The 23923-nt window shown below is 59.3% G+C and carries 24 protein-coding genes; 11 read left to right on the top strand and 13 right to left on the bottom strand.

Going from position 1 to position 23923, the window contains the following annotated elements; genetic code table 11:
- Positions 1-35: 35 nt before the first annotated feature.
- Positions 36-1958: an acetyl-CoA hydrolase/transferase C-terminal domain-containing protein gene (locus D8U60_RS13730; RefSeq protein ID WP_130900306.1), complete on the bottom strand. Its 1923-nt coding sequence runs from the start codon at positions 1956-1958 to the stop codon at positions 36-38.
- A gap of 305 nt (positions 1959-2263) precedes the next feature.
- Here D8U60_RS13730 and D8U60_RS13725 point away from each other — a divergent pair, with 305 nt between their 5' ends.
- From D8U60_RS13725 to D8U60_RS13715, 3 genes are read left to right on the top strand one after another with little or no spacing between them, the layout of a single operon-like run.
- Positions 2264-3142, top strand: a complete 879-nt coding sequence (locus tag D8U60_RS13725) for an ABC transporter transmembrane domain-containing protein (protein ID WP_130900305.1) — start codon at positions 2264-2266, stop codon at positions 3140-3142.
- A gap of 3 nt (positions 3143-3145) precedes the next feature.
- Positions 3146-4027: an ABC transporter ATP-binding protein gene (locus D8U60_RS13720; RefSeq protein WP_130900304.1), complete on the top strand. Its 882-nt coding sequence runs from the start codon at positions 3146-3148 to the stop codon at positions 4025-4027.
- Complete coding sequence (locus D8U60_RS13715) at positions 4020-4739, top strand: AAA family ATPase (RefSeq protein WP_130900303.1); 720 nt, start codon at positions 4020-4022, stop codon at positions 4737-4739. Before D8U60_RS13720 ends, D8U60_RS13715 begins: the two co-directional genes overlap by 8 nt.
- Before the next feature lie 55 nt (positions 4740-4794).
- Here the strand turns inward: D8U60_RS13715 and D8U60_RS13710 are convergent, their stop codons facing one another.
- The 5 genes from D8U60_RS13710 to dadA all read right to left on the bottom strand — a co-directional run bounded on the left by D8U60_RS13710 (position 4795) and on the right by dadA (position 8823).
- Positions 4795-5208 (bottom strand): c-type cytochrome, encoded by a 414-nt coding sequence (locus D8U60_RS13710; RefSeq protein ID WP_125925557.1) that lies wholly within the window; start codon positions 5206-5208, stop codon positions 4795-4797.
- A 181-nt stretch (positions 5209-5389) separates the two neighbouring features.
- Positions 5390-5938 carry a cupin domain-containing protein gene (locus D8U60_RS13705; RefSeq protein WP_016772566.1) on the bottom strand — a complete coding sequence of 183 codons (549 nt, stop codon included), beginning with the start codon at positions 5936-5938 and terminating at the stop codon, positions 5390-5392.
- An 88-nt stretch (positions 5939-6026) separates the two neighbouring features.
- Positions 6027-7100: an alanine racemase gene (gene alr / locus D8U60_RS13700; RefSeq protein WP_130900302.1), complete on the bottom strand. Its 1074-nt coding sequence runs from the start codon at positions 7098-7100 to the stop codon at positions 6027-6029.
- Positions 7101-7193: 93 nt separating this feature from the next.
- The gene (locus D8U60_RS13695) at positions 7194-7547 is read right to left on the bottom strand and encodes a RidA family protein (RefSeq protein WP_041476645.1); all 354 of its coding nucleotides are present in this window, start codon (positions 7545-7547) and stop codon (positions 7194-7196) included.
- A complete protein-coding gene (gene dadA, locus D8U60_RS13690) occupies positions 7519-8823 on the bottom strand; it encodes a D-amino acid dehydrogenase (RefSeq protein ID WP_130900301.1) in 1305 nt (434 codons plus the stop codon). Before dadA ends, D8U60_RS13695 begins: the two co-directional genes overlap by 29 nt.
- Positions 8824-8976: 153 nt before the next feature.
- On the opposite strand from dadA, the gene D8U60_RS13685 reads away from it, so the two are divergent.
- A complete protein-coding gene (locus D8U60_RS13685; protein WP_010465173.1) occupies positions 8977-9465 on the top strand; it encodes an Lrp/AsnC ligand binding domain-containing protein in 489 nt (162 codons plus the stop codon).
- 43 nt (positions 9466-9508) lie between these two features.
- Here the strand turns inward: D8U60_RS13685 and D8U60_RS13680 are convergent, their stop codons facing one another.
- The gene (locus tag D8U60_RS13680; RefSeq protein WP_071172244.1) at positions 9509-9862 is read right to left on the bottom strand and encodes a YkgJ family cysteine cluster protein; all 354 of its coding nucleotides are present in this window, start codon (positions 9860-9862) and stop codon (positions 9509-9511) included.
- A gap of 146 nt (positions 9863-10008) precedes the next feature.
- Here D8U60_RS13680 and D8U60_RS13675 point away from each other — a divergent pair, with 146 nt between their 5' ends.
- Positions 10009-11319: an FAD-binding oxidoreductase gene (locus tag D8U60_RS13675; RefSeq protein WP_130900300.1), complete on the top strand. Its 1311-nt coding sequence runs from the start codon at positions 10009-10011 to the stop codon at positions 11317-11319.
- Positions 11320-11439: 120 nt separating this feature from the next.
- On the opposite strand, the gene D8U60_RS13670 is transcribed toward D8U60_RS13675, so the two are convergent.
- Positions 11440-11682 carry a DUF1127 domain-containing protein gene (locus D8U60_RS13670; RefSeq protein ID WP_073470922.1) on the bottom strand — a complete coding sequence of 81 codons (243 nt, stop codon included), beginning with the start codon at positions 11680-11682 and terminating at the stop codon, positions 11440-11442.
- Between the two features lie 175 nt (positions 11683-11857).
- Between D8U60_RS13670 and D8U60_RS13665 the strand changes: the two genes are divergently transcribed.
- Together D8U60_RS13665 and D8U60_RS13660 are read left to right on the top strand one after the other, a co-directional pair.
- Positions 11858-13279 carry a PLP-dependent aminotransferase family protein gene (locus tag D8U60_RS13665; protein ID WP_041476641.1) on the top strand — a complete coding sequence of 474 codons (1422 nt, stop codon included), beginning with the start codon at positions 11858-11860 and terminating at the stop codon, positions 13277-13279.
- Between the two features lie 61 nt (positions 13280-13340).
- Positions 13341-14909: a phospholipase D family protein gene (locus tag D8U60_RS13660; protein ID WP_024014795.1), complete on the top strand. Its 1569-nt coding sequence runs from the start codon at positions 13341-13343 to the stop codon at positions 14907-14909.
- A gap of 87 nt (positions 14910-14996) precedes the next feature.
- Here D8U60_RS13660 and D8U60_RS13655 read toward each other — a convergent pair whose 3' ends face one another.
- Together D8U60_RS13655 and D8U60_RS13650 are read right to left on the bottom strand one after the other, a co-directional pair.
- Positions 14997-16139, bottom strand: a complete 1143-nt coding sequence (locus tag D8U60_RS13655) for an MFS transporter (RefSeq protein ID WP_130900299.1) — start codon at positions 16137-16139, stop codon at positions 14997-14999.
- A 260-nt stretch (positions 16140-16399) separates the two neighbouring features.
- Complete coding sequence (locus tag D8U60_RS13650) at positions 16400-17893, bottom strand: aldehyde dehydrogenase (RefSeq protein WP_130900298.1); 1494 nt, start codon at positions 17891-17893, stop codon at positions 16400-16402.
- A gap of 236 nt (positions 17894-18129) precedes the next feature.
- Here D8U60_RS13650 and D8U60_RS13645 point away from each other — a divergent pair, with 236 nt between their 5' ends.
- A complete protein-coding gene (locus D8U60_RS13645; RefSeq protein WP_073470919.1) occupies positions 18130-18492 on the top strand; it encodes a cupin domain-containing protein in 363 nt (120 codons plus the stop codon).
- Between the two features lie 186 nt (positions 18493-18678).
- Here D8U60_RS13645 and rpmG read toward each other — a convergent pair whose 3' ends face one another.
- Together rpmG and rpmB are read right to left on the bottom strand one after the other, a co-directional pair.
- Positions 18679-18834, bottom strand: coding sequence for a 50S ribosomal protein L33 (gene rpmG / locus D8U60_RS13640; RefSeq protein ID WP_016772554.1), 156 nt, complete (start codon positions 18832-18834; stop codon positions 18679-18681).
- 11 nt (positions 18835-18845) lie between these two features.
- Positions 18846-19079, bottom strand: coding sequence for a 50S ribosomal protein L28 (rpmB, locus tag D8U60_RS13635; RefSeq protein WP_007920377.1), 234 nt, complete (start codon positions 19077-19079; stop codon positions 18846-18848).
- A gap of 446 nt (positions 19080-19525) precedes the next feature.
- On the opposite strand from rpmB, the gene D8U60_RS13630 reads away from it, so the two are divergent.
- On the top strand, positions 19526-21115 hold the full coding sequence (locus D8U60_RS13630; RefSeq protein ID WP_130900297.1) for an ABC transporter substrate-binding protein: 1590 nt from the start codon (positions 19526-19528) through the stop codon (positions 21113-21115).
- Positions 21116-21206: 91 nt separating this feature from the next.
- On the opposite strand, the gene radC is transcribed toward D8U60_RS13630, so the two are convergent.
- Positions 21207-21881 carry a DNA repair protein RadC gene (radC, locus tag D8U60_RS13625; protein ID WP_130900296.1) on the bottom strand — a complete coding sequence of 225 codons (675 nt, stop codon included), beginning with the start codon at positions 21879-21881 and terminating at the stop codon, positions 21207-21209.
- A 133-nt stretch (positions 21882-22014) separates the two neighbouring features.
- Here radC and coaBC point away from each other — a divergent pair, with 133 nt between their 5' ends.
- Both coaBC and dut read left to right on the top strand, forming a co-directional pair.
- Positions 22015-23223 carry a bifunctional phosphopantothenoylcysteine decarboxylase/phosphopantothenate--cysteine ligase CoaBC gene (gene coaBC / locus D8U60_RS13620; protein ID WP_016772551.1) on the top strand — a complete coding sequence of 403 codons (1209 nt, stop codon included), beginning with the start codon at positions 22015-22017 and terminating at the stop codon, positions 23221-23223.
- A gap of 5 nt (positions 23224-23228) precedes the next feature.
- Complete coding sequence (gene dut / locus D8U60_RS13615) at positions 23229-23684, top strand: dUTP diphosphatase (RefSeq protein WP_016772550.1); 456 nt, start codon at positions 23229-23231, stop codon at positions 23682-23684.
- Positions 23685-23923 lie beyond the last annotated feature (239 nt).

Raw genomic sequence — 23923 nt, 5'->3', positions numbered from 1 at the left:
CCTTCGGCAGCTCCTACAGGTTTTGCGGTGAGCCGTTACTGCGCGGTGGCTTTCAGGCCGGTGAGCAGCAAGCGCTGGAACAGGTCTTCCTTGAGGCCTTCCGGATTGGTGAGCTGCATGCGCTCCAAGTGTTCCGGAAATTGCGAGGCCTCCGGCGCATCCAGCGCTGCCTTGCCCAATTCCAGAATCTCCGTCAGCTTGAACTTGCTCTTCAGCCAGTTCAGCGCCCGCAGCAGATCCCGTTCGATGGCGGTGAAATCACAGCCCAGCGGATACTCCGGAAACAGGTTCGGATGCCGTGCGGCAATCGCCTGCAAACGTTGCGGTGTGTTGTCGGCAAATCGTGGATCGAGACGGAAGTCCTTCGGCAGCTTGCCGACTGTCTGCGCCTGTTCGATCAACCCCGGCTGAAACCGCGAGTCGCTGATATTGAGCAACGCTTCGATCACCGCCGCGTCGGGTTTGCCGCGCAGATCAGCGATGCCGTACTCGGTGACGACGATGTCGCGCAGGTGCCGCGGGATCGTGCAGTGGCCGTAGTCCCAGACGATATTGGAGCTGACTTCGCCGCCGGACTCGCGCCAGCTGCGCAGGATCAACATCGATCGCGCGCCCTCCAGCGCGTGGCCCTGAGCAACAAAGTTGTACTGGCCGCCTACCCCGCTGAGCACGCGTCCGTCCGCCAATTGATCAGCCACGCCGGCGCCGAGCAGTGTCATGGTGAACACGGTGTTGATGAAGCGCGCATCGATGCGCTGCAAGCGCTTGAGCTCTTCCTGGCCGTACAGCTCGTTGATGTAGCTGATGCGGGTCATGTTGAATTCCAGCAGCTTGCTTTGCGGCAACTCGCGCAGCCGCTCATAAAAACTGCGCGGGCCAAGGAAGAAGCCGCCGTGCACCGAGATACCGTCGGGCTGCGCGGCTTCGTCGAGGGTACCGGCGTTGGCCTGCTCCTGAGTCGGCACATCCGGATAGACCTTGCGCCGAATGATCCCGGCATCCGCCAATACCAACAGCCCGTTGACGAACATCTCGCTGCAACCGTAAAGGCCTTTGGCAAATGGCGTGGTGCCGCCCTCGCGCTGGATCAATTGCGCCCATTGACTGAGGTTGATGTCACCGAGCAACGCCTGATAACCGGCGTTATCGGCCTGACGGGCAAGTAGCGCAGCAGTCAACGCATCCCCCATCGAGCCGATACCAATTTGCAATGTGCCGCCATCGCGCACCAGCGTACTGGCGTGCAAGCCAATGAAATGATCCTGAAAGCCCACGGGCATGTTCGGCGTTGAAAACAGCGTGCTGCTGTCCTTCTCGTCGATCAGAAGATCAAACGTGTCGATGTCGACTTCCGCATCGCCGGGCATGTACGGCAGATCCGTATGCACCTGGCCGACCAGCACAATGGTCTCCCCCGCTTCGCGACGCTTGGCGATCATCGGCAACAGGTCGAGGGTGATGTCCGGGTTGCAGCTCAGGCTTAAGCGATCAGGGTGTTCGCTGCTGCTGGCGAGCAATTGCGCCACCAGATTGAGACCCGCTGCGTTGATGTCGCGGGCGGCATGGCTGTAATTGCTGCTGACGTAATCCTGCTGCGCCGGCGCGCTGTTGAGCAGACTACCGGGTTGCATGAAGAACTGCTGGATGCGGATGTTGGCGGGCAGGCTGTCGCGCTGCAGATCGGCGAGGAAATCGAACTCCGGATAATCACCAAACACGCGCTCGACAAAGGGCTCGATAAAGCGCTTCTGCAAGCCATCGCCCAGATTCGGCCGACCGAGGCACAACGCGGTATAGATCGTCAGCTGCCGCTCGGGCAGGTTCTTGATGCGCTGGTACAGCGCGTTGACGAAGTGATTCGGCTTGCCCAACCCCAGCGGCAGGCCCATGTGGATGTGCGCAGGCAAACGCGCCAATACGTCGTCCACCGCCTGTTCGATCGAACACAACTGCACCATCTGAAGCCTCCCGCCCGTTCCGTTGATAGGGGTAGACCGAGATTGCCGGGGAATTACTTCCGAGGGAAGGTGATTGGTGCGAAAAAATGGCCAAAGTTTCGACATAGGGCGAATCGCCTCTGTTGAGTCAGCAAGACGAACTGCCTCACAAGCGCACAGCTTTTTTCCTACATCACCTGTAATTCAATCACGCGCAACTACCAGACGCGTCTCAATTGTACTTATTTCATACATAGCTAGCATTGGACGCAAGATTCAAACGCTTTGCAAAAAAGGACCTCTCGCTTCGGAAGCGCTGACCTCTAATGAAAAGCAACCTGATACTCTGCTGCTTTGGTGTAGGCATTGCGATTTTAACGAGCGCACCCCCCTATTTAATTGGCGCCTCAATCAATCTGTATCTGGCAAGCGACAGCTTTTATTTGTACGCGCTCGCGGGCGCTTCGTTCCTCCTCATCGCCACGCCCCCATTAAAGCTGGCAGCCAACATCTATCTACAAAAAACCGCGTCCAAAACAAGATTTATTCTGAAGAAGGCAATCCTGAATCACCTACTAGACAGAAGCTTCGAGCATACGCAAAAACCAGGCGAGCGGATCGAACTCATCGATGGCGACGTTGATGGCTCGATATATTTGTATCACTCAATTTATCTGGATGTATCGCTGAACTGCAGCATCATTATCGCTGCTCTCCTGGTGACTGCCCACTATCATCCACTTCTGGCACTCGCACCACTTATAGGCCTCGTTTATGCTATTGCGGCATACCTTATAACTCGAAAAAATAGCAACTCACTGTTTGCTGAGTACGTTCAAGAAAACACCGTAACAATAGGCGCCATCTGTGAGCTTTTGCTTAATGCGAAGCCATACACCAACAGGATCAAGATCGATATAAAAAATATCGAGCGCCTCGCTTTTCGCTCAAGTCTCAAAGCCACAACATTCGAATCAATGTCAAGCACATGTTATCCGGTAGCGATAGTGTTTTTATTATTGGTATCGGCCCATCTGCTAAGCGTTGGCGAAACGAATATAGGCTCAATTTTTGCCTCAGCCATCTATCTTGAACTCGTTCTGAGCCCCACGATGTCACTGATATCTATCTACTACTCGAGCAGAGAGGCATCTTATAGACGTAGTCGAATTCGTAGCTACGAACTGCAGCACGAGGGGCATTGAACTATGTTTATATGCTTGCGAAATAACCTGACCGTTTTTCTGCTTTCGGTTATTTGCCTTACCGTAGCAAGTATATGTCAATTGTTAATACCATCAGTCATCGCAAAGAGCCTGTCGGCTCTTACTACTGGCTCCATTAACGCTGAATTTTATTTCACTCTTATCGCTGTTTTTCTAACCAAGCTATCAAGCCAAGCTCTGGGCAATTCCTTGGCAACGCTCATAGAAGCAAGATCCCGCTTTCTACTTATCAACTTCATTGTGCATGATAAACGCCCCTCTCCATTATGTTCTCGGGTGACATTGATAAAAGAAGACGCGGAAAAAATTGCTTCCGTCATTCATGACACAATCCATCTCATGGGCTCTTGCATTTTGACGGTTTCCGCAGCCTATATTCTGCTCCGGGAAAACATCTATTTCTTCCTGCCCATCGCTTTAATTATTGTGTTGACGTGCGTGCAGTTGAGATTTGCCAAGCCTGTAATTCAGCGGCTATATGCAGCGGAAATGTCGAAGGAAGATTTGTACAAGGAGTCGCTTATCAGCGCTTTCAACGCTTCCAGCGATGGCAAGCAAAGTAAAATGCAACTCATCAGAAGCTATGGATATTTGAAGGACACGGTAAGAGCACGCTACAAGTATCTGAAAGCAAGCGCCATACAATCCTTCTGGCCGGAAATGGCTATATCGGCGGGGACGGTATCGGTTATTTTCTTCAGCGCCGCTGCCACGCCGGAATTATTTGGCGAGCGTCTTATTGCCTGTCTCGGTTATATCGGAATTTTTACCATGGCCAGCACTGGTTCGATAAGACTCGGCATAACGGTGATTGGCGTGAAGGTATCCGTCGATAGAATCTTCAGAGGGCATCGATATGAATGATCTGTTTATCCAGCAAATACGCCTGAAGCCAGACATGACGGTGGGTGACCGGCTGCAAAACCTCTTCCCCGTTGAACTGCGCAACTCGATAACGGTTTTTATTGGCGAAAATGGTGCTGGGAAATCCACATTACTTGAAGCTATTGCCATCAAGTCAGGCTGCAATCCAGAAGGCGGTGGGAAGAATTTCAATTTCTCGACTGAGAATACTCATTCAAAACTGTACGAAAGCCTGACGCTCTCAAAAGGCTACCGAAGGGAGAAGGACGTTTTTTTCTACAGGGCAGAAACCTTCTACAACTTGAATACTGCAATTCGCAAGCTTGATGCAGAGGCGAGCTTTGATCCCGAAATAAAGAGCTACTACGGCGGCGTGGATATGCATTGCCTGTCGCACGGTGAAGCCATGGAGGCGTTGTTTCAACATCGATTCAAAGCCCAAGGTCTGTATGTGCTCGACGAGCCGGAAGCATCGTTATCCCCGTTGAGGCAATTGGTTTTTATCAACCGGATAATGGAGCTGTCGCGCGGCGGCGCGCAGTTCATCATCGCTACTCACTCTCCCCTCATCATGTCGATCCCAGGATGTGATCTCAGGCAGATATCAGGAGGGCGCTGCGAGCAAATAGCGCCTGAAGATACCGATGCTTACGCCGTGTACAAAGCGGTGCTCAATTCTGCCGGCGCCTACATCACGAAAAACATGCAGTGAGATTGCAGGCGCAAAAAAACCGTCCGAAGACGGTTTTTTTCAAAGGCGCCGCTGATTACAGACCGGACATCTCTTTGATCGCGCCCTTGAGCTCTTCATCGGAGCAATCGGCGCAGGTGCCTTTTGGCGGCATGGCGTTGATGCCGGTGATGGCCTTGGCAAGGATGCCATCCAGACCACCCTGGTGATCGGCCCGCTCCTTCCAGGCTGCGGTGTCACCGATCTTCGGCGCGCCGAGCAGGCCCGTGCCGTGACAAGCGTTGCAGTGCTTGGCGATCACGTCTTTAGGGGCCTTTGCTCCGCCGCCACCGCCAGCGGTAGCAGCCACTTCCATACCCTTGCATTCCTGCCCTTGAACACACACCTGGCCGACGGGCTCAAGGCGTTTGGCGATGTCGTCATTTGTCGCAGCTTGAGCGCTGACAGCCCAGAGGGCCAGTACGGTTGCTGGTGCAGCCAGCATTTTCATAATTAGGTTCACGCGTTCACCCTCAATGGTGGCTATTCACGCCTGCGGCCACGGTTCGCAGGCGGGCGCAAGTATAGCGGGTAGGCCGCTGTACTGAAACAACCCCATGGTTAGAGGGGTCTTGTTGCCCATCGGTAAATCGGTTCGGGGGCCTTTGCCATATCGGCCTGGCGCCTTCTGCTTAAAAATTCGCCGGCGTGGCTGCGCTGATTAGTCGCGCCGGCACGTCGAACGGGTTACGGAAACGATGCGGCTTGGTACTTTCAAAATAGTAGCTGTCGCCGGCTTCGAGGATAAAAGTTTCCAGCCCCACCACCAGCTCCAGGCGACCTTCAACCAGAATTCCGGTTTCCTCGCCCTCGTGGGTGAGCATTTCTTCGCCGGTGTCGGCGCCCGGCGGGTAGATTTCGTTGAGGAAGGCGATGGCGCGGCTCGGGTGGGCGCGGCCGACCAGTTTCATGGTCACGGCGCCGTCGGAGATGTCGATCAGCTCATTGGCCTTGTAGACGATCTGGGTCGGTTGGTCCTGCAGGATCTCTTCGGAAAAGAACTCGACCATCGACATGGGAATGCCGCCGAGCACCTTTCTCAGCGAACTGATCGAAGGGCTGACGCTGTTCTTTTCGATCATCGAAATGGTGCTGTTGGTGACGCCCGCGCGTTTGGCGAGTTCACGCTGGGAAAGCCCTTTGAGCTTGCGGATCGATTGCAGTCGTTCACCGACGTCCAAGGCGGGAGCCTCCTGATGTTGTAAGAATATTGAGCGTTATCATGGCGACAGCGTTCAGTATTTACAACAGCTGGCCCCCGCAGCGGCGTCAACCCTCGGAATAGAGCCTTGGCACCCGTTTCAGGTTGCAGAAGATCTGATACGGGATGGTATCGGCCCACTTTGCCACGTCGCTGGCGAGGATGTTTTTACCCCACAGCTCGACAGTTGAACCAAGCCCCGCTTCCGCTACGTCGGTCAGATCGATGCAGAGCATGTCCATCGACACGCGCCCCAGCAGGCGGCTGGGTTTGCCCGCCACCAGCACGGGTGTGCCGGTCGGCGCCTGACGCGGGTAACCGTCGGCGTAGCCCATGGCGACCACGCCGATGCGCATTGGCTTGTCGGTGATGAATCTGGCGCCATAGCCGATCGGTTCGCCGGCCGGCAATTCACGCACACTGATGACTTTCGATTCGAGAGTCATCACCGGTTGCAGGCGTTCAGCGACGGCGTTGGCTTCTTCGAACGGGGTCGCGCCGTAGAGCATGATGCCCGGACGTACCCAGTCGCTTTGGATTTGTGGCCATCCGAGCACCGCTGGCGAGTTGCGCAAGCTGACTTCCGCCGCCAGCCCCTGACGCGCCGCTTCGAACACCGCGACCTGCTCGGCACTGCTTTGCGCATGCAGTTCATCAGCGCGGGCGAAGTGGCTCATCAGCACGATTTTCGCCACTTTGCCGCTGGCCAGCAGACGCTGATAGGCCGCTGGGTAGTCTTTCGGATGCAGGCCGACGCGGTGCATGCCGGAATCGAGCTTGAGCCATACCGTGATCGGTTTGCTCAGGACTACCTGCTCGATCGCTTCGAGTTGCCACAGCGAATGCACCACGCACCAGAAATCATGCTCGACGATCAACGCCAGCTCGTCAGCTTCGAAGAAGCCTTCCAGCAGCAATACCGGCGCGCGAATCCCGGCGGAACGCAGCTCCAATGCTTCTTCAATGCAGGCCACCGCAAACCCGTCAGCCTCGGCTTCCAGCGCCTGGGCGCAACGCACCGCGCCATGGCCATAGGCGTCCGCCTTGATCACGGCGAGCGCCTTGGCGCCGGTGACTTCGCGGGCAATTCGGTAGTTGTGGCGCAGGGCTTCAAGGTCGATCAGGGCACGGGCAGGACGCATGGCGGCAGACTTCTGGGCGGTCATGGGAAGAAAAACCGGCGTTGACTGACGACGTGAACCGCCAACAGCACCGGGAGAGGGATCTGTAAAACGTTATGGCAGCGCGGCGACGATGGAGATCTCCACCAGAATGCTTGGCTTGGCCATCTTCGCTTCGACGGTGGCACGGGCCGGTGCGGCGCCTTTTGGCAGCCACTGGTCCCACACCGCGTTCATCCCGGCGAAGTGCGCTTCAATGTCGTTCAGGTAGATCGTCGCCGACAACAGATGCTGCTTGTCCGTCCCGGCCAGATCGAGCAGGCGCTCGATGTTGGCTAGCACCTCGCGGGTCTGCTGTTCAATTCCGGCGTCGAAGTCGTCGCCGACCTGCCCGGCCAGATACACGGTGCCGTTGTGGCTGACGATCTGACTCATGCGCTCATTGGTGAGCTGGCGCTGGATTGACATGTTTTGCGGACTCCTGGGTCTGGTTGCCGTAACGGGAAATATCGAGGCCTTCGGCGCTGATCTGCGGCTTTTTCTTCGCCATCAGGTCGGCGAGCAAACGGCCGGAACCGCAGGCCATGGTCCAGCCGAGCGTACCGTGACCGGTGTTGAGGAACAGATTCTTGAACGGCGTGGCGCCAACGATCGGCGTACCGTCCGGCGTGGTCGGACGCAGGCCGGTCCAGAAACTCGCTTCGGCCAGATTGCCGCCCTGAGGATAAAGGTCGTTGACGATCATCTCCAGGGTTTCGCGCCGACGCGGGTTCAGCGACAGGTCAAAACCGGCGATCTCGGCCATGCCGCCGACGCGGATGCGGTTGTCGAAACGGGTGATCGCGACCTTGTAGGTCTCGTCGAGAATGGTCGACGTCGGCGCCATGTCCGGGTTGGTGATCGGCACAGTCAGCGAGTAGCCCTTGAGCGGATACACCGGGGCCTTGATGCCCAGCGGCTTGAGCAGTTGCGGCGAGTAGCTGCCGAGCGCCAGCACGTAGCGGTCAGCGGTTTCCAGCTTGCCGTCGATCCACACACCGTTGATGCGATCCCCGGCGTAGTCGAGTTTCTGGATGTCCTGGCCGAAACGGAATTCCACGCCGAGCTTGCGCGCCATTTCGGCGAGACGGGTGGTGAACATCTGGCAGTCGCCGGTCTGGTCATTGGGCAGACGCAGCGCGCCAGCGAGAATGTCAGTCACGCCTGCCAGCGCCGGCTCGACGCGGGCAATACCGGCGCGGTCGAGGACTTCAAACGGCACGCCGGATTCTTTCAGTACGGCGATGTCTTTGGCGGCGTTATCCAGCTGCGCCTGAGTGCGGAACAACTGCGTGGTGCCGAGGCTGCGGCCTTCGTAGGCGATACCGGTTTCGGCGCGCAATTCATCGAGGCAGTCGCGGCTGTACTCGGACAGACGCACCATGCGCTCCTTGTTCACCGCGTAACGGCTGGCGGTGCAGTTGCGCAGCATTTGCGCCATCCACAGGTACTGTTCGATGTCGGCAGTGGCTTTGATCGCCAGCGGCGCGTGGCGTTGCAGCAGCCACTTGATGGCCTTGAGCGGCACGCCCGGCGCGGCCCACGGCGAGGCGTAACCCGGCGAGACCTGGCCGGCGTTGGCGAAACTGGTCTCCATGGCCGCAGCAGGCTGCCGGTCGACCACCACCACTTCAAACCCGGCACGGGCCAGATAGTAAGCACTGGCGGTACCGATGACGCCGCTACCCAAGACCATGACGCGCATTTTCAATCCCTCATCGCGGCTTTTCGCCGAACTGTTTGTTAGAGCAATGATGGGCGCAGTGTAAAAAAGAAATGCCAGTGCTTTTCACTATATAAGCGCCTATATTTGGCGACAATTCTCGGCAAAAACCCTTTTCACGGAGGCGCATCCCCTATGCGTACCAACACTCAGACCAAACGTGAGCTGGACAAGATCGACCGCAACATCTTGCGCATCCTGCAAGCGGACGGGCGGATTTCCTTCACCGAACTGGGGGAAAAGGTCGGCCTCTCGACCACGCCGTGCACCGAGCGTGTGCGGCGTCTGGAGCGCGAGGGGATCATCATGGGCTACAACGCCCGGCTCAATCCGCAGCATTTGAAGGGTAGCCTGCTGGTGTTCGTCGAGATCAGCCTCGACTACAAATCCGGCGACACATTCGAAGAATTCAGACGCGCGGTGCTGAAGCTGCCGCATGTGCTGGAGTGTCATTTGGTGTCAGGGGATTTCGACTATCTGGTGAAGGCACGGATTTCCGAGATGGCCTCGTATCGCAAACTGCTCGGCGACATTCTGTTGAAGCTGCCGCATGTGCGTGAATCGAAGAGCTATATCGTCATGGAAGAGGTGAAAGAGAGCCTGTGCCTGCCGATTCCGGATTGATCACCGTAATGATCGTTCCCACGCTCTGCGTGGGAACGATCGCTTACACCAACACCTGCCGATTCGCCGCCATGTACTCGAATATATGCTTTTCCACCCGCGGATGAATCAGCTCCACCGGCCGCCGCTCGTTCGGGCATGGCAGCGTCTTGGTCGTACCAAACAATCGACAGATCAGCGGTCGCTCTTCATACACCGTGCAGCCATTCGGCCCCAGGTGCACACAATTGAGTTCTTCCAGCGCGGCATCCTGCTCGGCGCGGGTCTTGCGCGGCAGCCGGGCCATTTCCTCGGGCGACGTGGTCACCGGCCCGCAGCAGTCGTGGCAGCCCGGCACGCAGTCGAACGTGGGGATCTGCTGACGCAGGTTGCGGATTTTCTGGCTGTTGCAGCTCATCGAAACGGTGACCAAAGTGGCGGGCTGATGATTGTGCCGCAAAAGCCCGGATCCAGACACCGCAGGCCGACCGATGTTGCCCACGTTCGGGCGTGCGGCTTATGCTCCGTCAAATTTTCTCGACACTCAGCCGTTGGATGATGCCCATGACCGCCCGCGCCCAGACCACCGCGAGCCAACCCCACGTTGCCTCTTATTACGCCGCCAGCAGCCTGCCGCAGCCTGACCATCCCGTGCTGCAAGGCGAGGTGGTGGCGGATGTCTGCGTGGTCGGCGGTGGCTTTTCCGGGCTGAACACGGCGCTGGAACTCGCCGAGCGCGGTTTCAGCGTGGTGCTGCTGGAAGCGCACAGGATCGGCTGGGGCGCCAGCGGTCGCAACGGCGGGCAGTTGATTCGCGGTGTCGGTCACGGCCTTGATCAGTTCGCCAATGTCATCGGTGCCGAAGGCGTGCGCGAGATGAAACTCATGGGCCTGGAAGCGGTGGAGATTGTCCGCCGGCGCGTCGAGCGTTTCGGCATTGCCTGCGACCTGACCTGGGGCTACTGCGACCTCGCCAACAAGCCTTCCGATCTCGACGGTTTTGCCGAAGATGCCGAAGAGTTGCGCGGCCTCGGTTACCGCTACGAAACCCGTCTGTTGCAGGCCAGTGAAATGCACACCGTGGTCGGTTCCAAGCGCTATGTCGGCGGCTTGATCGACATGGGCTCCGGACATCTGCATCCGCTGAATCTGGCGCTGGGCGAAGCGGCAGCGGCGCAGCAACTGGGCGTGCAGTTGTTCGAGCGTTCGGCCGTGACGCGCATCGATTACGGCCCCGAAGTGAAGGTGCACACCGCGCAAGGCTCGGTGCGGGCGAAGACCCTGGTGCTGGGCTGCAATGCCTATCTCAATGACTTGAACCCGCAACTGAGCGGCAAGGTCCTGCCCGCCGGCAGTTACATCATCGCCACCGAACCGCTGAGCGCAGAGCAGGCGCACAACCTGCTGCCGCAGAACATGGCGGTCTGCGACCAGCGGGTGGCGCTCGATTACTACCGGCTCTCGGCGGATCGACGTTTGCTGTTCGGCGGCGCGTGTCATTACTCGGGACGCGATCCGAAAGACATCGGCGCCTATATGCAGCCGAAGATGCTTGAAGTGTTCCCGCAACTGGCCGGGGTGAAAATCGATTATCAGTGGGGCGGAATGATCGGCATCGGTGCCAACCGCCTGCCGCAGATTGGCCGGCTCGCCGAGCAGCCGAACGTGTATTACGCCCAGGCGTATTCCGGACATGGCGTGAATGCCACCCACCTGGCCGGCAAGCTGCTTGCCGAAGCAATCAGCGGGCGGCACAGCGGCGGCTTTGATCTGTTCGCCAAGGTGCCGCACATCACCTTCCCGGGCGGCAAGCACTTGCGCTCGCCGTTGTTGGCGTTGGGGATGTTGTGGCATCGGCTGAAAGAGTTGGTCTGACGAATCAGGATCGTTCCCACGCTCCGCGTGGGAATGCATCCAGTGACGCTCTGCGTCACAGCGGACGCAGAGCGTCCGGGGCGGCGTTCCCACGCAGAGCGTGGGAACGCTCTGTGGTATTCATATCCGCCAAAACGGCTTCAATCCCTCCTCCCTTGCCTGCTCCAGCGTCAACCCGACATCCCTGAGTTGCTCCGGTGTCAGGCCTAGCAACGCCTTGCGCGTGTGCAGACGATGCCAGAACAGACCCCAGCGACTGAGGCCGGACGGTGCGTTACGCAGCAGATTGCGCGCGCTGTCCTTCTGCCCTGCCGCCAGTTCCTGACTGTGTAATGTCAGCCGCACATCGCTCAAGCCGTTCATTTTCGTTGCTCCTGTTTACTTGGGTAGCCAGAGATTCCATGATGCGCGGGCGAGCAAAACCATTACAGACTCAAAGAACCTGTATTAACTCCATACAGATTTGCCGATTCACCGACTGAATGACTGATTTTTGCCGCATCTGTACTGGTTTCCACCAAGACGCACCGAGGCCACCATGACTCTGTATGTAAATCTCGCCGAATTGCTCGGCACCCGCATCGAACAAGGCTTCTATCGTCCTGGCGATCGCTTGCCGTCGGTGCGAGCCTTGAGCGTCGAGCACGGAGTCAGTTTGAGCACGGTGCAGCAGGCCTATCGCGTGCTTGAAGACAGCGGCCTCGCCACGCCGAAACCCAAGTCTGGCTACTTTGTTCCAGTCGGCCGCGAGTTGCCGGAGCTACCCGCAGTAGGCCGCCCCGCGCAACGGCCAGTGGAGATTTCGCAATGGGATCAGGTGCTGGAACTCATTCGCGCGGTACCGCGCAAGGACGTCGTGCAATTGGGCCGTGGCATGCCCGATGTCGGCTCGCCGACCATGAAGCCGCTGCTGCGCGGACTCGCGCGAATCAGCCGGCGGCAGGACATGCCCGGTCTGTATTACGACAACATCCACGGCAACCTCGAACTGCGCGAACAGATCGCACGGCTGATGCTCGATTCCGGCTGCCAGTTGAGCGCCAGCGATCTGGTGATCACCACTGGCTGCCACGAAGCGCTGTCCACCAGCATCCACGCGATCTGCGAGCCGGGTGACATCGTCGCGGTGGATTCGCCGAGCTTCCACGGCGCCATGCAGACCCTCAAAGGCCTGGGCATGAAAGCCCTGGAAATCCCCACCGACCCGCTCACCGGGATCAGCCTCGACGCCTTGGAACTGGCCTTGGAACAGTGGCCGATCAAGGCCATTCAGCTCACGCCCAACTGCAACAACCCGCTCGGCTACGTCATGCCCGAGTCGCGCAAACGCGCGCTGTTGACCCTGGCCCAGCGTTTCGACGTGGCGATCATTGAAGACGATGTGTATGGCGAACTTGCCTACACCTACCCACGCCCGCGCACGATCAAATCCTTCGACGAAGACGGCCGCGTGTTGCTCTGCAGCTCGTTCTCCAAAACCTTGGCGCCGGGGCTGCGCATCGGCTGGGTGGCGCCGGGCCGATATCTGGAGCGAGTGCTGCACATGAAATACATCAGCACCGGCTCCACCGCACCACAACCGCAGATCGCCATCGCCGAATTCATCAAGGCCGGCCATTTCGAGCCGCACTTGCGGCGTATGCGCATGCAGTACCAACGCAATCGTGACGCGATGATCGACTGGGTGACGCGCTACTTTCCCGCCGGCACCCGCGCCAGTCGCCCGCAGGGCAGCTTCATGCTCTGGGTGGAGCTGCCGGAAGGTTTCGACACGCTGAAACTGAATCGCGCGCTGCACGATCAGGGCGTACAGATTGCCGTTGGCAGCATCTTTTCCGCCTCGGGCAAGTACCGCAATTGTTTACGGATGAACTACGCTGCCAAACCAACAGCGCAGATCGAAGAAGCGGTGCGTAAAGTCGGCGCTGCGGCAATCAAACTACTCGCTGAGACCGACTGACCTTTTTTGCGCGCCCGGCGTCCAAATTGCCGACCTCAGCCGCCAACCGGAACGACCCTACGTGAGCTTCAGACAGCCCTTACTCGCTTCACTGATACTCGCCTCGTTCCTCAGCGGCTGCGCCAGCCTCGATGTGCCGCGCGAACCAAGCCAGGCCCTGCCGGCGTCGGACTCCAGCTTCGGCCGCTCGATCCAGGCTCAGGCCGCACCCTACAAAGGGCAATCGGGGTTTCGTCTGCTCTCGGACAGCGGTGAGGCCTTTACCGCCCGGGCCGAGCTGATTCGCCATGCCCAGGTCAGCCTCGATTTGCAGTACTACATCGTCCACGACGGCATCAGCACGCGGATGTTGGTGGAGGAAGTGCTCAAGGCGGCCGACCGTGGCGTGCGCGTGCGCATCCTGCTCGACGACACCACCAGCGACGGCCTCGACCAGATCATCGCCACCCTGGCGGCACATCCGCAGATCCAGATTCGTTTGTTCAATCCGTTGCACCTGGGGCGCAGCACCGGCGTAACGCGCGCGGCCGGGCGACTGTTCAATCTGTCCGTGCAGCATCGGCGCATGCACAACAAGTTGTGGCTGGCGGACAACAGCGCGGCCATCGTCGGCGGGCGCAATCTGGGCGATGAATATTTCGACGCCGAACCCAACCTGAATTTCACCGACATCGACATGCTCAGCATCGGCCCGGTGGCCGAACAGCTCGGACACAGTTTCGACCAGTACTGGAACAGCGCGCTGAGCAAGCCGATCGACGAATTCCTCTCCAGCCAGCCGACCGCCGCTGACCTGGAAAACACGCGCACGCGCCTGGAAGAATCACTGGAAGAAACTCGCAAGCAGAACCACGCGCTCTATCAACAGTTGATGAAGTTCACAACCGACCCGCGCATGGACATCTGGCGTAAAGAGCTGATCTGGGCCTGGAACCAGGCCTTGTGGGACGCGCCGAGCAAGGTCCTGTCCAAGGGCGAACCGGATCCGCATCTGCTGCTGACCACGCAGCTGGCGCCGGAACTGACCGGCGTCAGCAAAGAGCTGATCATGATTTCCGCCTACTTCGTGCCCGGCCAGCCGGGGCTGGTCTACCTGACCGGGCGCGCCGATGCCGGGGTCTCCGTGAGCCTGCTGACCAATTCACTGGAGGCCACTGACGTGCCGGCGGTGCATGGCGGTTACGCGCCTTATCGCAAGGCGTTGCTTGAACACGGGGTGAAACTCTATGAACTGCGCCGCCAGCCTGGGGATAACTATGGCAGCGGGCCGCGGGTGTTCTACAGCAAGTCGTTTCGCGGTTCGGATTCGAGTTTGCACAGCAAGGCGATGATCTTCGACCGGCGCAAATCGTTTATCGGTTCGTTCAACTTCGACCCGCGCTCGGTGCTGTGGAACACCGAAGTCGGCGTCCTGGTGGACAGCCCGGAACTGGCCGAGCATGTGCGCGCACTGGCATTGCAAGGCATGGCGCCGACCTTGAGTTATCAGGCGAAACTCGAGGACGGCAAGGTCGTCTGGGTCACCGAGGACAACGGCCAGATGCACACCCTGACCAAGGAACCGGGGAGCTGGTGGCGGCGCTTCAACTCATGGTTCAGCACCAGCGTCGGCCTGGAGCGGATGCTGTAAAAAGCAAAGATCGCAGCCTTCGGCAGCTCCTACAGTTGGCAATGCGTTTGCCCTGTAGGAGCTGCCGAAGGCTGCGATCTTTTTATCTCAAGCAGTCTGGATTTTGCCGAAGGCGCCCTGGCGCAACAACAGGATAACCAACCCGAAAGCCCCAGCCGCCATCAACAGTGGCAACGCATGCCCATTGATCCACTGACTGCCCGCCCCCGCCGCCAACGGCCCGACCAGACAACCGACACCCCACAACTGCGCGATATGCGCATTGGCGCGAACCAGCGCATCGTCTCGATAACGCTCGCCAATCAGAATCAGCGACAGGGTGAACAAGCCGCCGGCACTGGCGCCGAACAGCACCCACAACGGCCAGATCAGCAGCGTGTCGAGCAACAGCGGAATGGCCAGACTCGACAGCATCAACACCACCGCGCATCCGGCGAACAGCGTGCGCCGCGACAGGTAATCGGCCAACGCGCCGATCGGTAATTGCAGCAGCGCATCGCCGACCACCACGGTGCTGACCATGGCCAGCGCGATTTCGGCGGTGAACCCTTGTTGCAGGCAGTACACCGGCAGCAGCGTCAGAATCATCGCCTCGAACGCGGCGAACAACGACACCGCCCAGGCAATCGCCGGCAACTCACGGGCGAAGCCCCATAGATCGCCAAACGTGACGCTGTTGGCCTCACTGCTTGGCGCACCGCTGCGCCCCAGCAGCAGAAGGGGCGAGAGCGTCAGCAGGCCGACCCCGACCCAGAAACCGTAATCATGCTCGGTACCGAGCGCCCCCAGCAGCAACGGACCGGACAGTTGGCTCAGCGCATAGCTGCTGCCATACAGCGCGACCAGACGTCCGCGCCACTGCTCGACCACCAGTTGATTGATCCAGCTCTCGCCGAGGATGAACACGATGGTCAGGATCACCCCGATCAGCAACCGCAGCAGCAACCAGATCGGGTAACTCGGCAACAGCGCCAGCAGGCCGATCGACAATGCCCCGGCCCACAGGCACAGACGCATCAGGTTCGCCGTGCCGAAATACGCGGCGAGGTGGCTGGAAATCTTCGCCCCCAGCAGCACGCCGATTGCCGGCATGGCTGCCATCACACCGATGGCGAACGAGCCGTAGCCCCAGCCCTCCAGACGCAACGACACCAGCGGCATGCTGACCCCCAGGGCCAGGCCGACACTCAAGACAGACGCCAACACGGCGAAATACGTCGCCCAACGCATGTTCCACGCTCCTGTGGATATTTTTATATGCACCACAAAATCACTGTGGGAGCGAGCCCCTGTGGCGAGGGGATTTATCCCCGTTGGGTCGCGCAGCGGCCCCAAAACCTGCATCCACGATGTACCAGGTACACCGCGTGCAATGGTTTAGCGACTGCTTCGCAGCCGAACGGGGATAAATCCCCTCACCACAGAGGCTCGCTCCCACAGGGGATCTCTGTAGGTTCGAGAGCCTGATTAACTCAGGCTCTCTTAATGAATCACAGCTTGATCCACGTGGCCTTCAGCTCGGTGTACTTGTCGAAGGCATGCAGCGATTTGTCGCGACCGTTGCCCGACTGTTTGAAGCCACCGAACGGCGCGGTCATGTCGCCGCCATCGTACTGGTTGACCCACACGCTACCGGCGCGCAAGGCTTTGGCGGTCAGGTGCGCCTTGGAGATGTCCTGGGTCCACACCGCTGCGGCCAGACCGTATGGCGTGTCGTTGGCGATCTGGATGGCTTCTTCGGCGCTGTCGAAAGCGATCACCGACAACACCGGGCCGAAAATCTCTTCCTGGGCAATCTTCATCGCGTTGCTCACACCATCGAAAATGGTTGGCTCGACGTAAGTGCCACCGGTCTCCTGGAGGATGCGCTTGCCGCCGGCGACCAGTTTGGCGCCATCGCTATGGCCGGATTCGATGTACGACAGCACGGTGTTCATCTGCTGGGTATCGACCAGCGCACCGACGTTGGTCGCCGGATCCAGCGGATTGCCCGGCTTCCAGGCTTTCAGCGCCTCGATCACCATTGGCAGGAATTTGTCCTTGATCGAACGCTCGACCAGCAGGCGCGAACCGGCGGTACACACTTCGCCCTGGTTGAAGGCGATGGCGCTGGCGGCGGATTCAGCCGCGGCCTGCAGATCCGGCGCATCGGCGAAGACGATGTTCGGGCTCTTGCCACCGGCTTCCAGCCAGACGCGCTTCATGTTCGATTCGCCGGCATAGACCATGAGTTGCTTGGCAATCTTGGTCGAACCAGTGAACACCAGCGTGTCGACGTCATTGTGCAGACCCAGCGCCTTGCCGACGGTGTGGCCATAGCCCGGCAGCACGTTGAGCACGCCTTTCGGAATTCCGGCTTCAATGGCCAGCGCAGCGATGCGGATGGCGGTCAGCGGCGACTTTTCCGACGGCTTGAGGATCACCGAGTTACCGGTCGACAGCGCCGGGCCGAGTTTCCAGCAGGCCATCATCAGTGGGAAGTTCCACGGCACGATAGCGCCGACCACGCCCACCGGCTCACGGGTTACCAGCCCCAGTTGATCATGTGGAGTCGCGGCGACTTCGTCGTAGATCTTGTCGATCGCTTCACCGCTCCAGCTCAACGCCTGCGCCGCGCCCGGTACGTCGATGTACAGCGAATCGCTGATCGGCTTGCCCATGTCGAGGGTTTCCAGCAGCGCCAGTTCTTCAGCGTGCTGTTTCAGGAGGCTGGCGAAGCGGATCATGGTGGCTTTGCGTTTGGTCGGCGCCAGGCGCGACCAGACGCCGGAATTGAAAGTAGCGCGGGCGTTTTCTACAGCACGGTCGGCGTCGGCGGCGTCACAGCTGGCGATCTTGCCGAGCAGGTGGCCATCGACCGGGCTGATGCATTCGAAGGTTTCGCCGGAGACGGCGTCAGTGTATTCGCCATTCAGGAAGGCGCGGCCTTCGATTTTCAGATCGCGGGCGCGTTGTTCCCAGTCGGCACGAGTCAGGGTGGTCATTCGGGTGTCCTCCTCTTATTGAATACGAGCACCGCAAGCGCTGCGGCGCTGTTCAAGAATTCTGCCCGGCCAGCCTGCACTTTCGGCCCGAGGCACCCGCCACCCTAAACCAGCGACCGGGTTTGTTTCAATATATTTGACATAAGCTGGCCATACGGCCTTGCGGTGTTCATTTTAATAAACATAGACTTTGGCCCATTCCAGCCAATGCGCCGTCACTAGCGGAGAAAACAACAATGAACATCCAGAACGTCGTCGACATCAGCCTCGCCAGCAGCGAAGCCGAGCGCTATCGGCCGGACCCGGCGAAAGTGCTAAAGGGCGATCCTGAGCAGGCGGTGTTTCACCAATACGAAAGCCCTTGTGGGCAAATGGGCGTGGGTGTGTGGGAAGGCGCGGTGGGTCAGTGGACGGTGAATTACACCGAGCATGAGTACTGCGAGATTCTGCAGGGGGTTTCGGTATTGCGTGACAGCGATGGCAATGCCAAGACCTTGCGCGCTGGTGATCGCTTCGTGATTCCGGCGGGGTTTCGCGGCACCTGGGAAGTGCTGGAGGCTTGCCGCAAGGTTTATGTGATCTTTGAACAGAAGGCTTGAGATGTTTGCTGGCTGATCGGCCCTCATCGCTGGCAAGCCAGCTCCCACAGGTTCTGTGAAGACCGGCAATCAATGTGGGAGCTGGCTTGCAAGCGATAAGGCCCAACCGGTCACCGCAGAATCCAAGGCAAAAAAAAAGGCCCGTATCTCACGATACGGGCCTTTTTCGCAGTCAGGAAAAATCAATTACTTGATTTTGCCTTCCTTGTACATCACGTGCTTGCGAACAACCGGATCATATTTCTTGATCTCGATTTTGTCCGGGGTAGTACGCTTGTTCTTGTCGGTAGTGTAGAAGTGACCAGTACCGGCGCTCGAGATCAAACGAATCAATTCACGCATGATTAGCTCCCTTAAATCTTGCCATCGCGGCGAAGTTCGGCGAGCACGACAGTGATGCCACGCTTGTCGATGATACGCATGCCTTTGGCAGATACGCGCAGACGCACAAAACGTTTCTCTTCTTCAACCCAGAAGCGGTGATGCTGCAGGTTCGGCAGGAAACGACGACGGGTTTTGTTGTTTGCGTGGGAAATGTTATTCCCAGTCACCGGACCCTTACCGGTAACTTGACATACTCTCGACATGCCTCAGCCCTCTAAAACCACATGCCCAACCCGGCATGGGTTGGCCGCTTAATCTCTCAGTCATTTGGCGCCAGGCGCCGCGTTTCTTTAGAGGTCTTACCGGCTACACCTACAGTGAAGGAACCGGGCCCCTAGAAAAGAGCGCTGCTTTATACCAGAAAGACCGGGGTGCAACAACAATCGGTGTGCAATCAATCGGCAAAAGGGCGATTTTTTCCGCCGCAGACGCCTTGGACAAAGGCTGCGGCCAGTTTTGACCACTCGTCGCAGAAATCCCGTCCTACAGGCGATTCAGACTTTTCATCTGGCTGCCCACGCTCGAAACCGCGCAAGAGTGCGCCTGAAAATGCAAAAAGGGGATAGTCATTTGCAATTCAGAGCTCTAGGGTAGGACTTTTCCAGACTGCACTTGCAGATGGGCCTTCGATCTGTAAAGGAAACCGACCATGCGCCTCGCTGCCCTACCCCTGTTACTCGCTCCGCTGTTGCTGAGCCCCCTCGCCCAGGCCGCCGCGTTGAGCGTGTGTACCGAGGCCAGTCCCGAAGGGTTCGACGTGGTGCAGTACAACTCGCTGACCACCACCAATGCTTCGGCTGACGTACTGATGAACCGCTTGGTGGATTTCGACACCGCCAGTGGCAAGGTCATCCCGAGCCTGGCCGACAGCTGGGAAGTCAGCACCGACGGCCTGACCTACGTGTTCAAGCTGCACCCGCAGGTGAAATTTCATACAACCGATTATTTCAAGCCGAGCCGCGAGCTGAGCGCTGAAGACGTCAAGTTCAGCTTCGACCGCATGCTCGACCCGGCCAACCCCTGGCACAAAGTCGCCCAGAGCGGCTTCCCCCATGCGCAGTCGATGCAACTGCCGACCCTGATCAAGAAGATCGACGCCCTCGACCCGCTGACCGTGCGTTTTACCCTCGACCATCCGGATTCGACCTTCCTCGCCACGCTGAGCATGGGTTTCGCTTCAATCTATTCCGCCGAATATGCCGACAAACTGATGAAGGCCGGCGCCACTGACAAACTCAACAGCCAGCCGATCGGCACCGGCCCGTTCGTGTTCAATCGCTTCCAGAAAGACGCGGCGATTCGCTACAAGGCCAATCCGGACTATTTCCGTGGCAAGCCTGCGGTCGACCCGTTGATCTTCGCCATCACGCCGGACGCCAACGTGCGCCTGCAAAAGCTGCGGCGCAATGAATGCCAGATCGCCCTGTCGCCAAAACCACTGGACGTACAGGCTGCGCTGAAGGAGCCGACGCTGAAAGTCGAAAAGACTGACGCGTTCATGACCGCTTTCGTGGGCATCAACAGCCAGCATCCGCCACTGGACAAACCGGAAGTGCGCCAGGCGATCAACCTCGCTTTCGACAAGGCCAACTACATCAAAGCCGTGTTCGAAGACACCGCCGAAGCGGCCAACGGCCCGTACCCGCCGAACACCTGGAGCTATGCCAAGAACCTGCCGGGCTATCCACACGACGTGGCCAAAGCCAAGGCGCTGCTGGCCAAGGCCGGCTTGAAGGATGGCTTCCAGACCACAATCTGGACGCGTCCATCAGGCAGCCTGCTCAACCCGAACCCAAGTCTCGGCGCGCAGATGCTGCAGTCGGATCTGGCCGAGATCGGCATCCAGGCGGAGATCCGCGTGATCGAGTGGGGCGAACTGATTCGCCGCGCCAAGGCCGGCGAACACGACCTGCTGTTCATGGGCTGGGCCGGCGACAACGGCGACCCGGACAACTTCCTCACCCCGCAGTTTTCCTGCGCGGCGGTGAAATCCGGGACCAACTTCGCGCGGTACTGCAACGCCGATCTGGACAAGCTGATCAGCGCCGGCAAGACCACCAGCGAGCAAGGCGTGCGCACCAAGCTGTATGAACAGGCACAGGCGCAGATCCAGCAGCAGGCGTTGTGGCTGCCACTGGCGCACCCGACGGCCTACGCTTTGACGCGCAAGGATGTTCAGGGTTATTCCGTCAGCCCGTTTGGCCGGCAGGATTATTCCACGATCAGCCTCAAGCCCTAAGCGGCAAGCGGCAAGCGGCAAGCGGCAAGCTAGAGCACTCCGCGCGCAGCTCAAGCTTGCCGCTTGCAGCTAGAGGCTTGCCGCTGCTCTTTTACATCCAGCCACACTCCGCCATCGACAGCGGTTCGCCGTCTCCGACGATGAAGTGATCGAGCACTCGCACGTCAATCAGCTCCAGCGCTTTCTGCAGGCGCTTGGTCAGCAGCCGATCGGCCTGACTCGGATCGGTGTTGCCGGACGGATGGTTGTGACACAGGATCACCGCTGCGGCGTTATTGGCCAGCGCCCGCTTCACCACCTCCCGTGGGTGCACGCTGGTGTTGTCGATCGAGCCGCGAAACAGCGCCTCGAAATTCAGCACCTGATGCTTTGAATCGAGAAACAGGCAGCCGAACACCTCGTGCGGCTCATGCCGCAGCATCGCCTTGAGGTAATCGCGGACGACCTGGGGGCTCTCCAGTGCCGGCTTCTGTCGTGAGCGCTCGGCCAGATGGCGCTTGCTCATTTCCTGCGCGGCTTGCAGCTGGGCGAACTTGGCCGGGCCGAGGCCCATTTGTTTGCTGAATGCGTCCTGATCGGCCTCAAGCAGTAAACGCAGGCCACCGAATTGCTTCAGCAGATGTCTGGCAAGGTCGACTGCGCTTTTTCCGGGCAATCCGGTGCGCAGAAAAATCGCCAACAGCTCAGCGTCCGAAAGACTCCCTGCGCCGTGTTCCAACAGCCTTTCCCGCGGCCGTTCCGCCGCCGGCCAATCGCGAATACTCATAGCACCTCCTTGTCTGTGGGCGCCGCTGTTCCGTAGCGGTCGCTGTGATATCGTAGCCCATCTTTTTGGCGGTCGATTCAACCCTGGGGAGGGGCATCGCACCGCAGTCATCAACGAAATGAAAGGCAGACCTATGCAGCGGCTGTATCGGAAACGCATCGTTCTGGGCGTCGGCGGCGGCATTGCGGCCTACAAGAGCGCCGATCTGGTTCGCCGCCTGATCGACCAGGGTGCCGAAGTGCGCGTGGTCATGACCCATGGCGGCGCCGAATTCATTACCCCGCTGACCATGCAGGCCCTGTCGGGCCACCCGGTTCACCTCGACTTGCTCGACCCTGCCGCCGAAGCCGCCATGGGCCATATCGAGCTGGCGAAATGGGCCGATCTGGTACTGATCGCCCCGGCCACCGCCGACCTGATCGCCCGTCTGGCCCAAGGCATTGCCAACGATCTGCTGACCACGCTGGTGCTGGCCACCGACGCTGTGGTTGCTGTCGCGCCAGCGATGAACCAGGCGATGTGGCGCGACCCGGCGACCCAGGCCAACCTGCAACTGTTGGAGAGCCGTGGCCTGAAGACTTTCGGCCCGGCCTCGGGCAGCCAGGCCTGCGGCGACGTCGGCATGGGCCGCATGATGGAGGCCACCGATCTGGCGCTGCTCGCCGCCGATTGCTTCCAGCGCCAGGCCCTGACCGGCAAGCATGTGGTGATCACCGCCGGCCCGACTCAGGAAAACATCGACCCGGTGCGCTACATCACCAACCACAGCTCCGGCAAAATGGGTTTTGCCCTCGCCGAAGCAGCCGTGGAAGCCGGCGCCCGTGTCACTTTGATCAGCGGCCCGGTGCACTTGCCGACGCCTGATCGCGTGACGCGGATCGATGTGGTCAGCGCCCGCGACATGCTCGCCGCCTGCGAATCGGCCATGCCTTGCGACGTGTTCATCTCGTCGGCAGCGGTGGCGGACTACCGCCCGGAAGTAGTAGCTCCGCATAAACTCAAGAAAGATCCTACGAGCGGTGACGGCTTCGTCCTGCAAATGGTGCGCAACCCGGACATCCTTGCCACCATCGCGACCCGTCCCGACCGTCCGTTCAGTGTCGGCTTCGCCGCCGAAACCGAACACCTGCTCGACTACGCTGCACGCAAGCTGAAGGACAAGAATCTCGATCTGATCGTCGCCAACGACGTCGCCAACCCGAGCATCGGTTTCAACAGCGAAGAAAACGCCTGCAGCGTCATCGACCGTGAGCTGCACGCCACGGTTTTCGCCCAGACCAGCAAGAGCAAGATCGCTCGCCAACTGGTCACTTTTATCGCCGAACGTCTGAACCAGGTTTAATTTACATGCACGCTTTGCAAGCCAAGATCCTCGATCCACGCATCGGTACCGAATTCCCGCTGCCGCAATACGCCACGCCGGGCTCCGCCGGCCTCGACCTGCGCGCCATGCTGGAACAGGACATCGTGATCAAACCGGGTGAAACCGTGCTGATTCCCACCGGCCTGTCGGTGTACATCGGTGACCCGAATCTCGCCGCGCTGATCCTGCCGCGCTCGGGCATGGGCCACAAACACGGCATCGTGCTGGGCAATCTGGTCGGCCTGATCGACTCCGATTACCAGGGCCCGCTGATGGTCTCCTGCTGGAACCGCGGCCAGAGCGACTTCACCATGACCGTCGGCGAACGCCTGGCGCAATTGGTGCTGGTACCGGTGGTGCAGGCGCATTTCGAAATGGTTGAAGAGTTTGTCGAGACCGAGCGCGGTACCGGTGGTTTTGGCCATACCGGCACCAAATAACCGGATAGAAATTATTGTGGTGAGGGGGGGTTATCCTCTCACCACAAAAAATGCGCTACATCGGCAACAGGTTTTAACACCGTAATTCAAGGTTTTGCCGGCCGAAAGCCACGCCAGCCGAGGCGTCATGGCCCTTTCATAGCACGAACTCTCTGTGGAAAACGCCGTCATACCCTTCAGTTTGAGCCTGCCGTCGAACATTTCGCCGGTCTGTCCCGCCCTTTTCGAGATGGAGCATG

The sequence above is a fragment of the Pseudomonas sp. Sample_11 genome, from assembly GCF_004307505.1.
Lineage (GTDB): Bacteria > Pseudomonadota > Gammaproteobacteria > Pseudomonadales > Pseudomonadaceae > Aquipseudomonas > Aquipseudomonas atacamensis.
This window is presented reverse-complemented; position numbering and strand designations above follow the sequence as displayed.

Excerpts from the sequence above, each read along its gene's own strand:
- D8U60_RS13710 (WP_125925557.1), bottom strand. The coding sequence starts at position 5,208 with ATGAAAATGCTGGCTGCACCAGCAACCGTACTGGCCCTCTGGGCTGTC.
- D8U60_RS13630 (WP_130900297.1), top strand. The coding sequence starts at position 19,526 with ATGCGCCTCGCTGCCCTACCCCTGTTACTCGCTCCGCTGTTGCTGAGC.
- D8U60_RS13695 (WP_041476645.1), bottom strand. The coding sequence starts at position 7,547 with ATGTCAATCCAGCGCCAGCTCACCAATGAGCGCATGAGTCAGATCGTC.
- rpmB (WP_007920377.1), bottom strand. The coding sequence starts at position 19,079 with ATGTCGAGAGTATGTCAAGTTACCGGTAAGGGTCCGGTGACTGGGAAT.
- D8U60_RS13715 (WP_130900303.1), top strand. The coding sequence starts at position 4,020 with ATGAATGATCTGTTTATCCAGCAAATACGCCTGAAGCCAGACATGACG.
- D8U60_RS13650 (WP_130900298.1), bottom strand. The coding sequence starts at position 17,893 with ATGACCACCCTGACTCGTGCCGACTGGGAACAACGCGCCCGCGATCTG.
- D8U60_RS13730 (WP_130900306.1), bottom strand. The coding sequence starts at position 1,958 with ATGGTGCAGTTGTGTTCGATCGAACAGGCGGTGGACGACGTATTGGCG.
- D8U60_RS13685 (WP_010465173.1), top strand. The coding sequence starts at position 8,977 with ATGCGTACCAACACTCAGACCAAACGTGAGCTGGACAAGATCGACCGC.
- D8U60_RS13720 (WP_130900304.1), top strand. The coding sequence starts at position 3,146 with ATGTTTATATGCTTGCGAAATAACCTGACCGTTTTTCTGCTTTCGGTT.
- D8U60_RS13725 (WP_130900305.1), top strand. The coding sequence starts at position 2,264 with ATGAAAAGCAACCTGATACTCTGCTGCTTTGGTGTAGGCATTGCGATT.
- D8U60_RS13675 (WP_130900300.1), top strand. The coding sequence starts at position 10,009 with ATGACCGCCCGCGCCCAGACCACCGCGAGCCAACCCCACGTTGCCTCT.
- dut (WP_016772550.1), top strand. The coding sequence starts at position 23,229 with ATGCACGCTTTGCAAGCCAAGATCCTCGATCCACGCATCGGTACCGAA.
- D8U60_RS13665 (WP_041476641.1), top strand. The coding sequence starts at position 11,858 with ATGACTCTGTATGTAAATCTCGCCGAATTGCTCGGCACCCGCATCGAA.
- alr (WP_130900302.1), bottom strand. The coding sequence starts at position 7,100 with ATGCGTCCTGCCCGTGCCCTGATCGACCTTGAAGCCCTGCGCCACAAC.
- rpmG (WP_016772554.1), bottom strand. The coding sequence starts at position 18,834 with ATGCGTGAATTGATTCGTTTGATCTCGAGCGCCGGTACTGGTCACTTC.
- coaBC (WP_016772551.1), top strand. The coding sequence starts at position 22,015 with ATGCAGCGGCTGTATCGGAAACGCATCGTTCTGGGCGTCGGCGGCGGC.
- D8U60_RS13680 (WP_071172244.1), bottom strand. The coding sequence starts at position 9,862 with ATGAGCTGCAACAGCCAGAAAATCCGCAACCTGCGTCAGCAGATCCCC.
- D8U60_RS13655 (WP_130900299.1), bottom strand. The coding sequence starts at position 16,139 with ATGCGTTGGGCGACGTATTTCGCCGTGTTGGCGTCTGTCTTGAGTGTC.
- D8U60_RS13670 (WP_073470922.1), bottom strand. The coding sequence starts at position 11,682 with ATGAACGGCTTGAGCGATGTGCGGCTGACATTACACAGTCAGGAACTG.
- radC (WP_130900296.1), bottom strand. The coding sequence starts at position 21,881 with ATGAGTATTCGCGATTGGCCGGCGGCGGAACGGCCGCGGGAAAGGCTG.
- D8U60_RS13645 (WP_073470919.1), top strand. The coding sequence starts at position 18,130 with ATGAACATCCAGAACGTCGTCGACATCAGCCTCGCCAGCAGCGAAGCC.
- dadA (WP_130900301.1), bottom strand. The coding sequence starts at position 8,823 with ATGCGCGTCATGGTCTTGGGTAGCGGCGTCATCGGTACCGCCAGTGCT.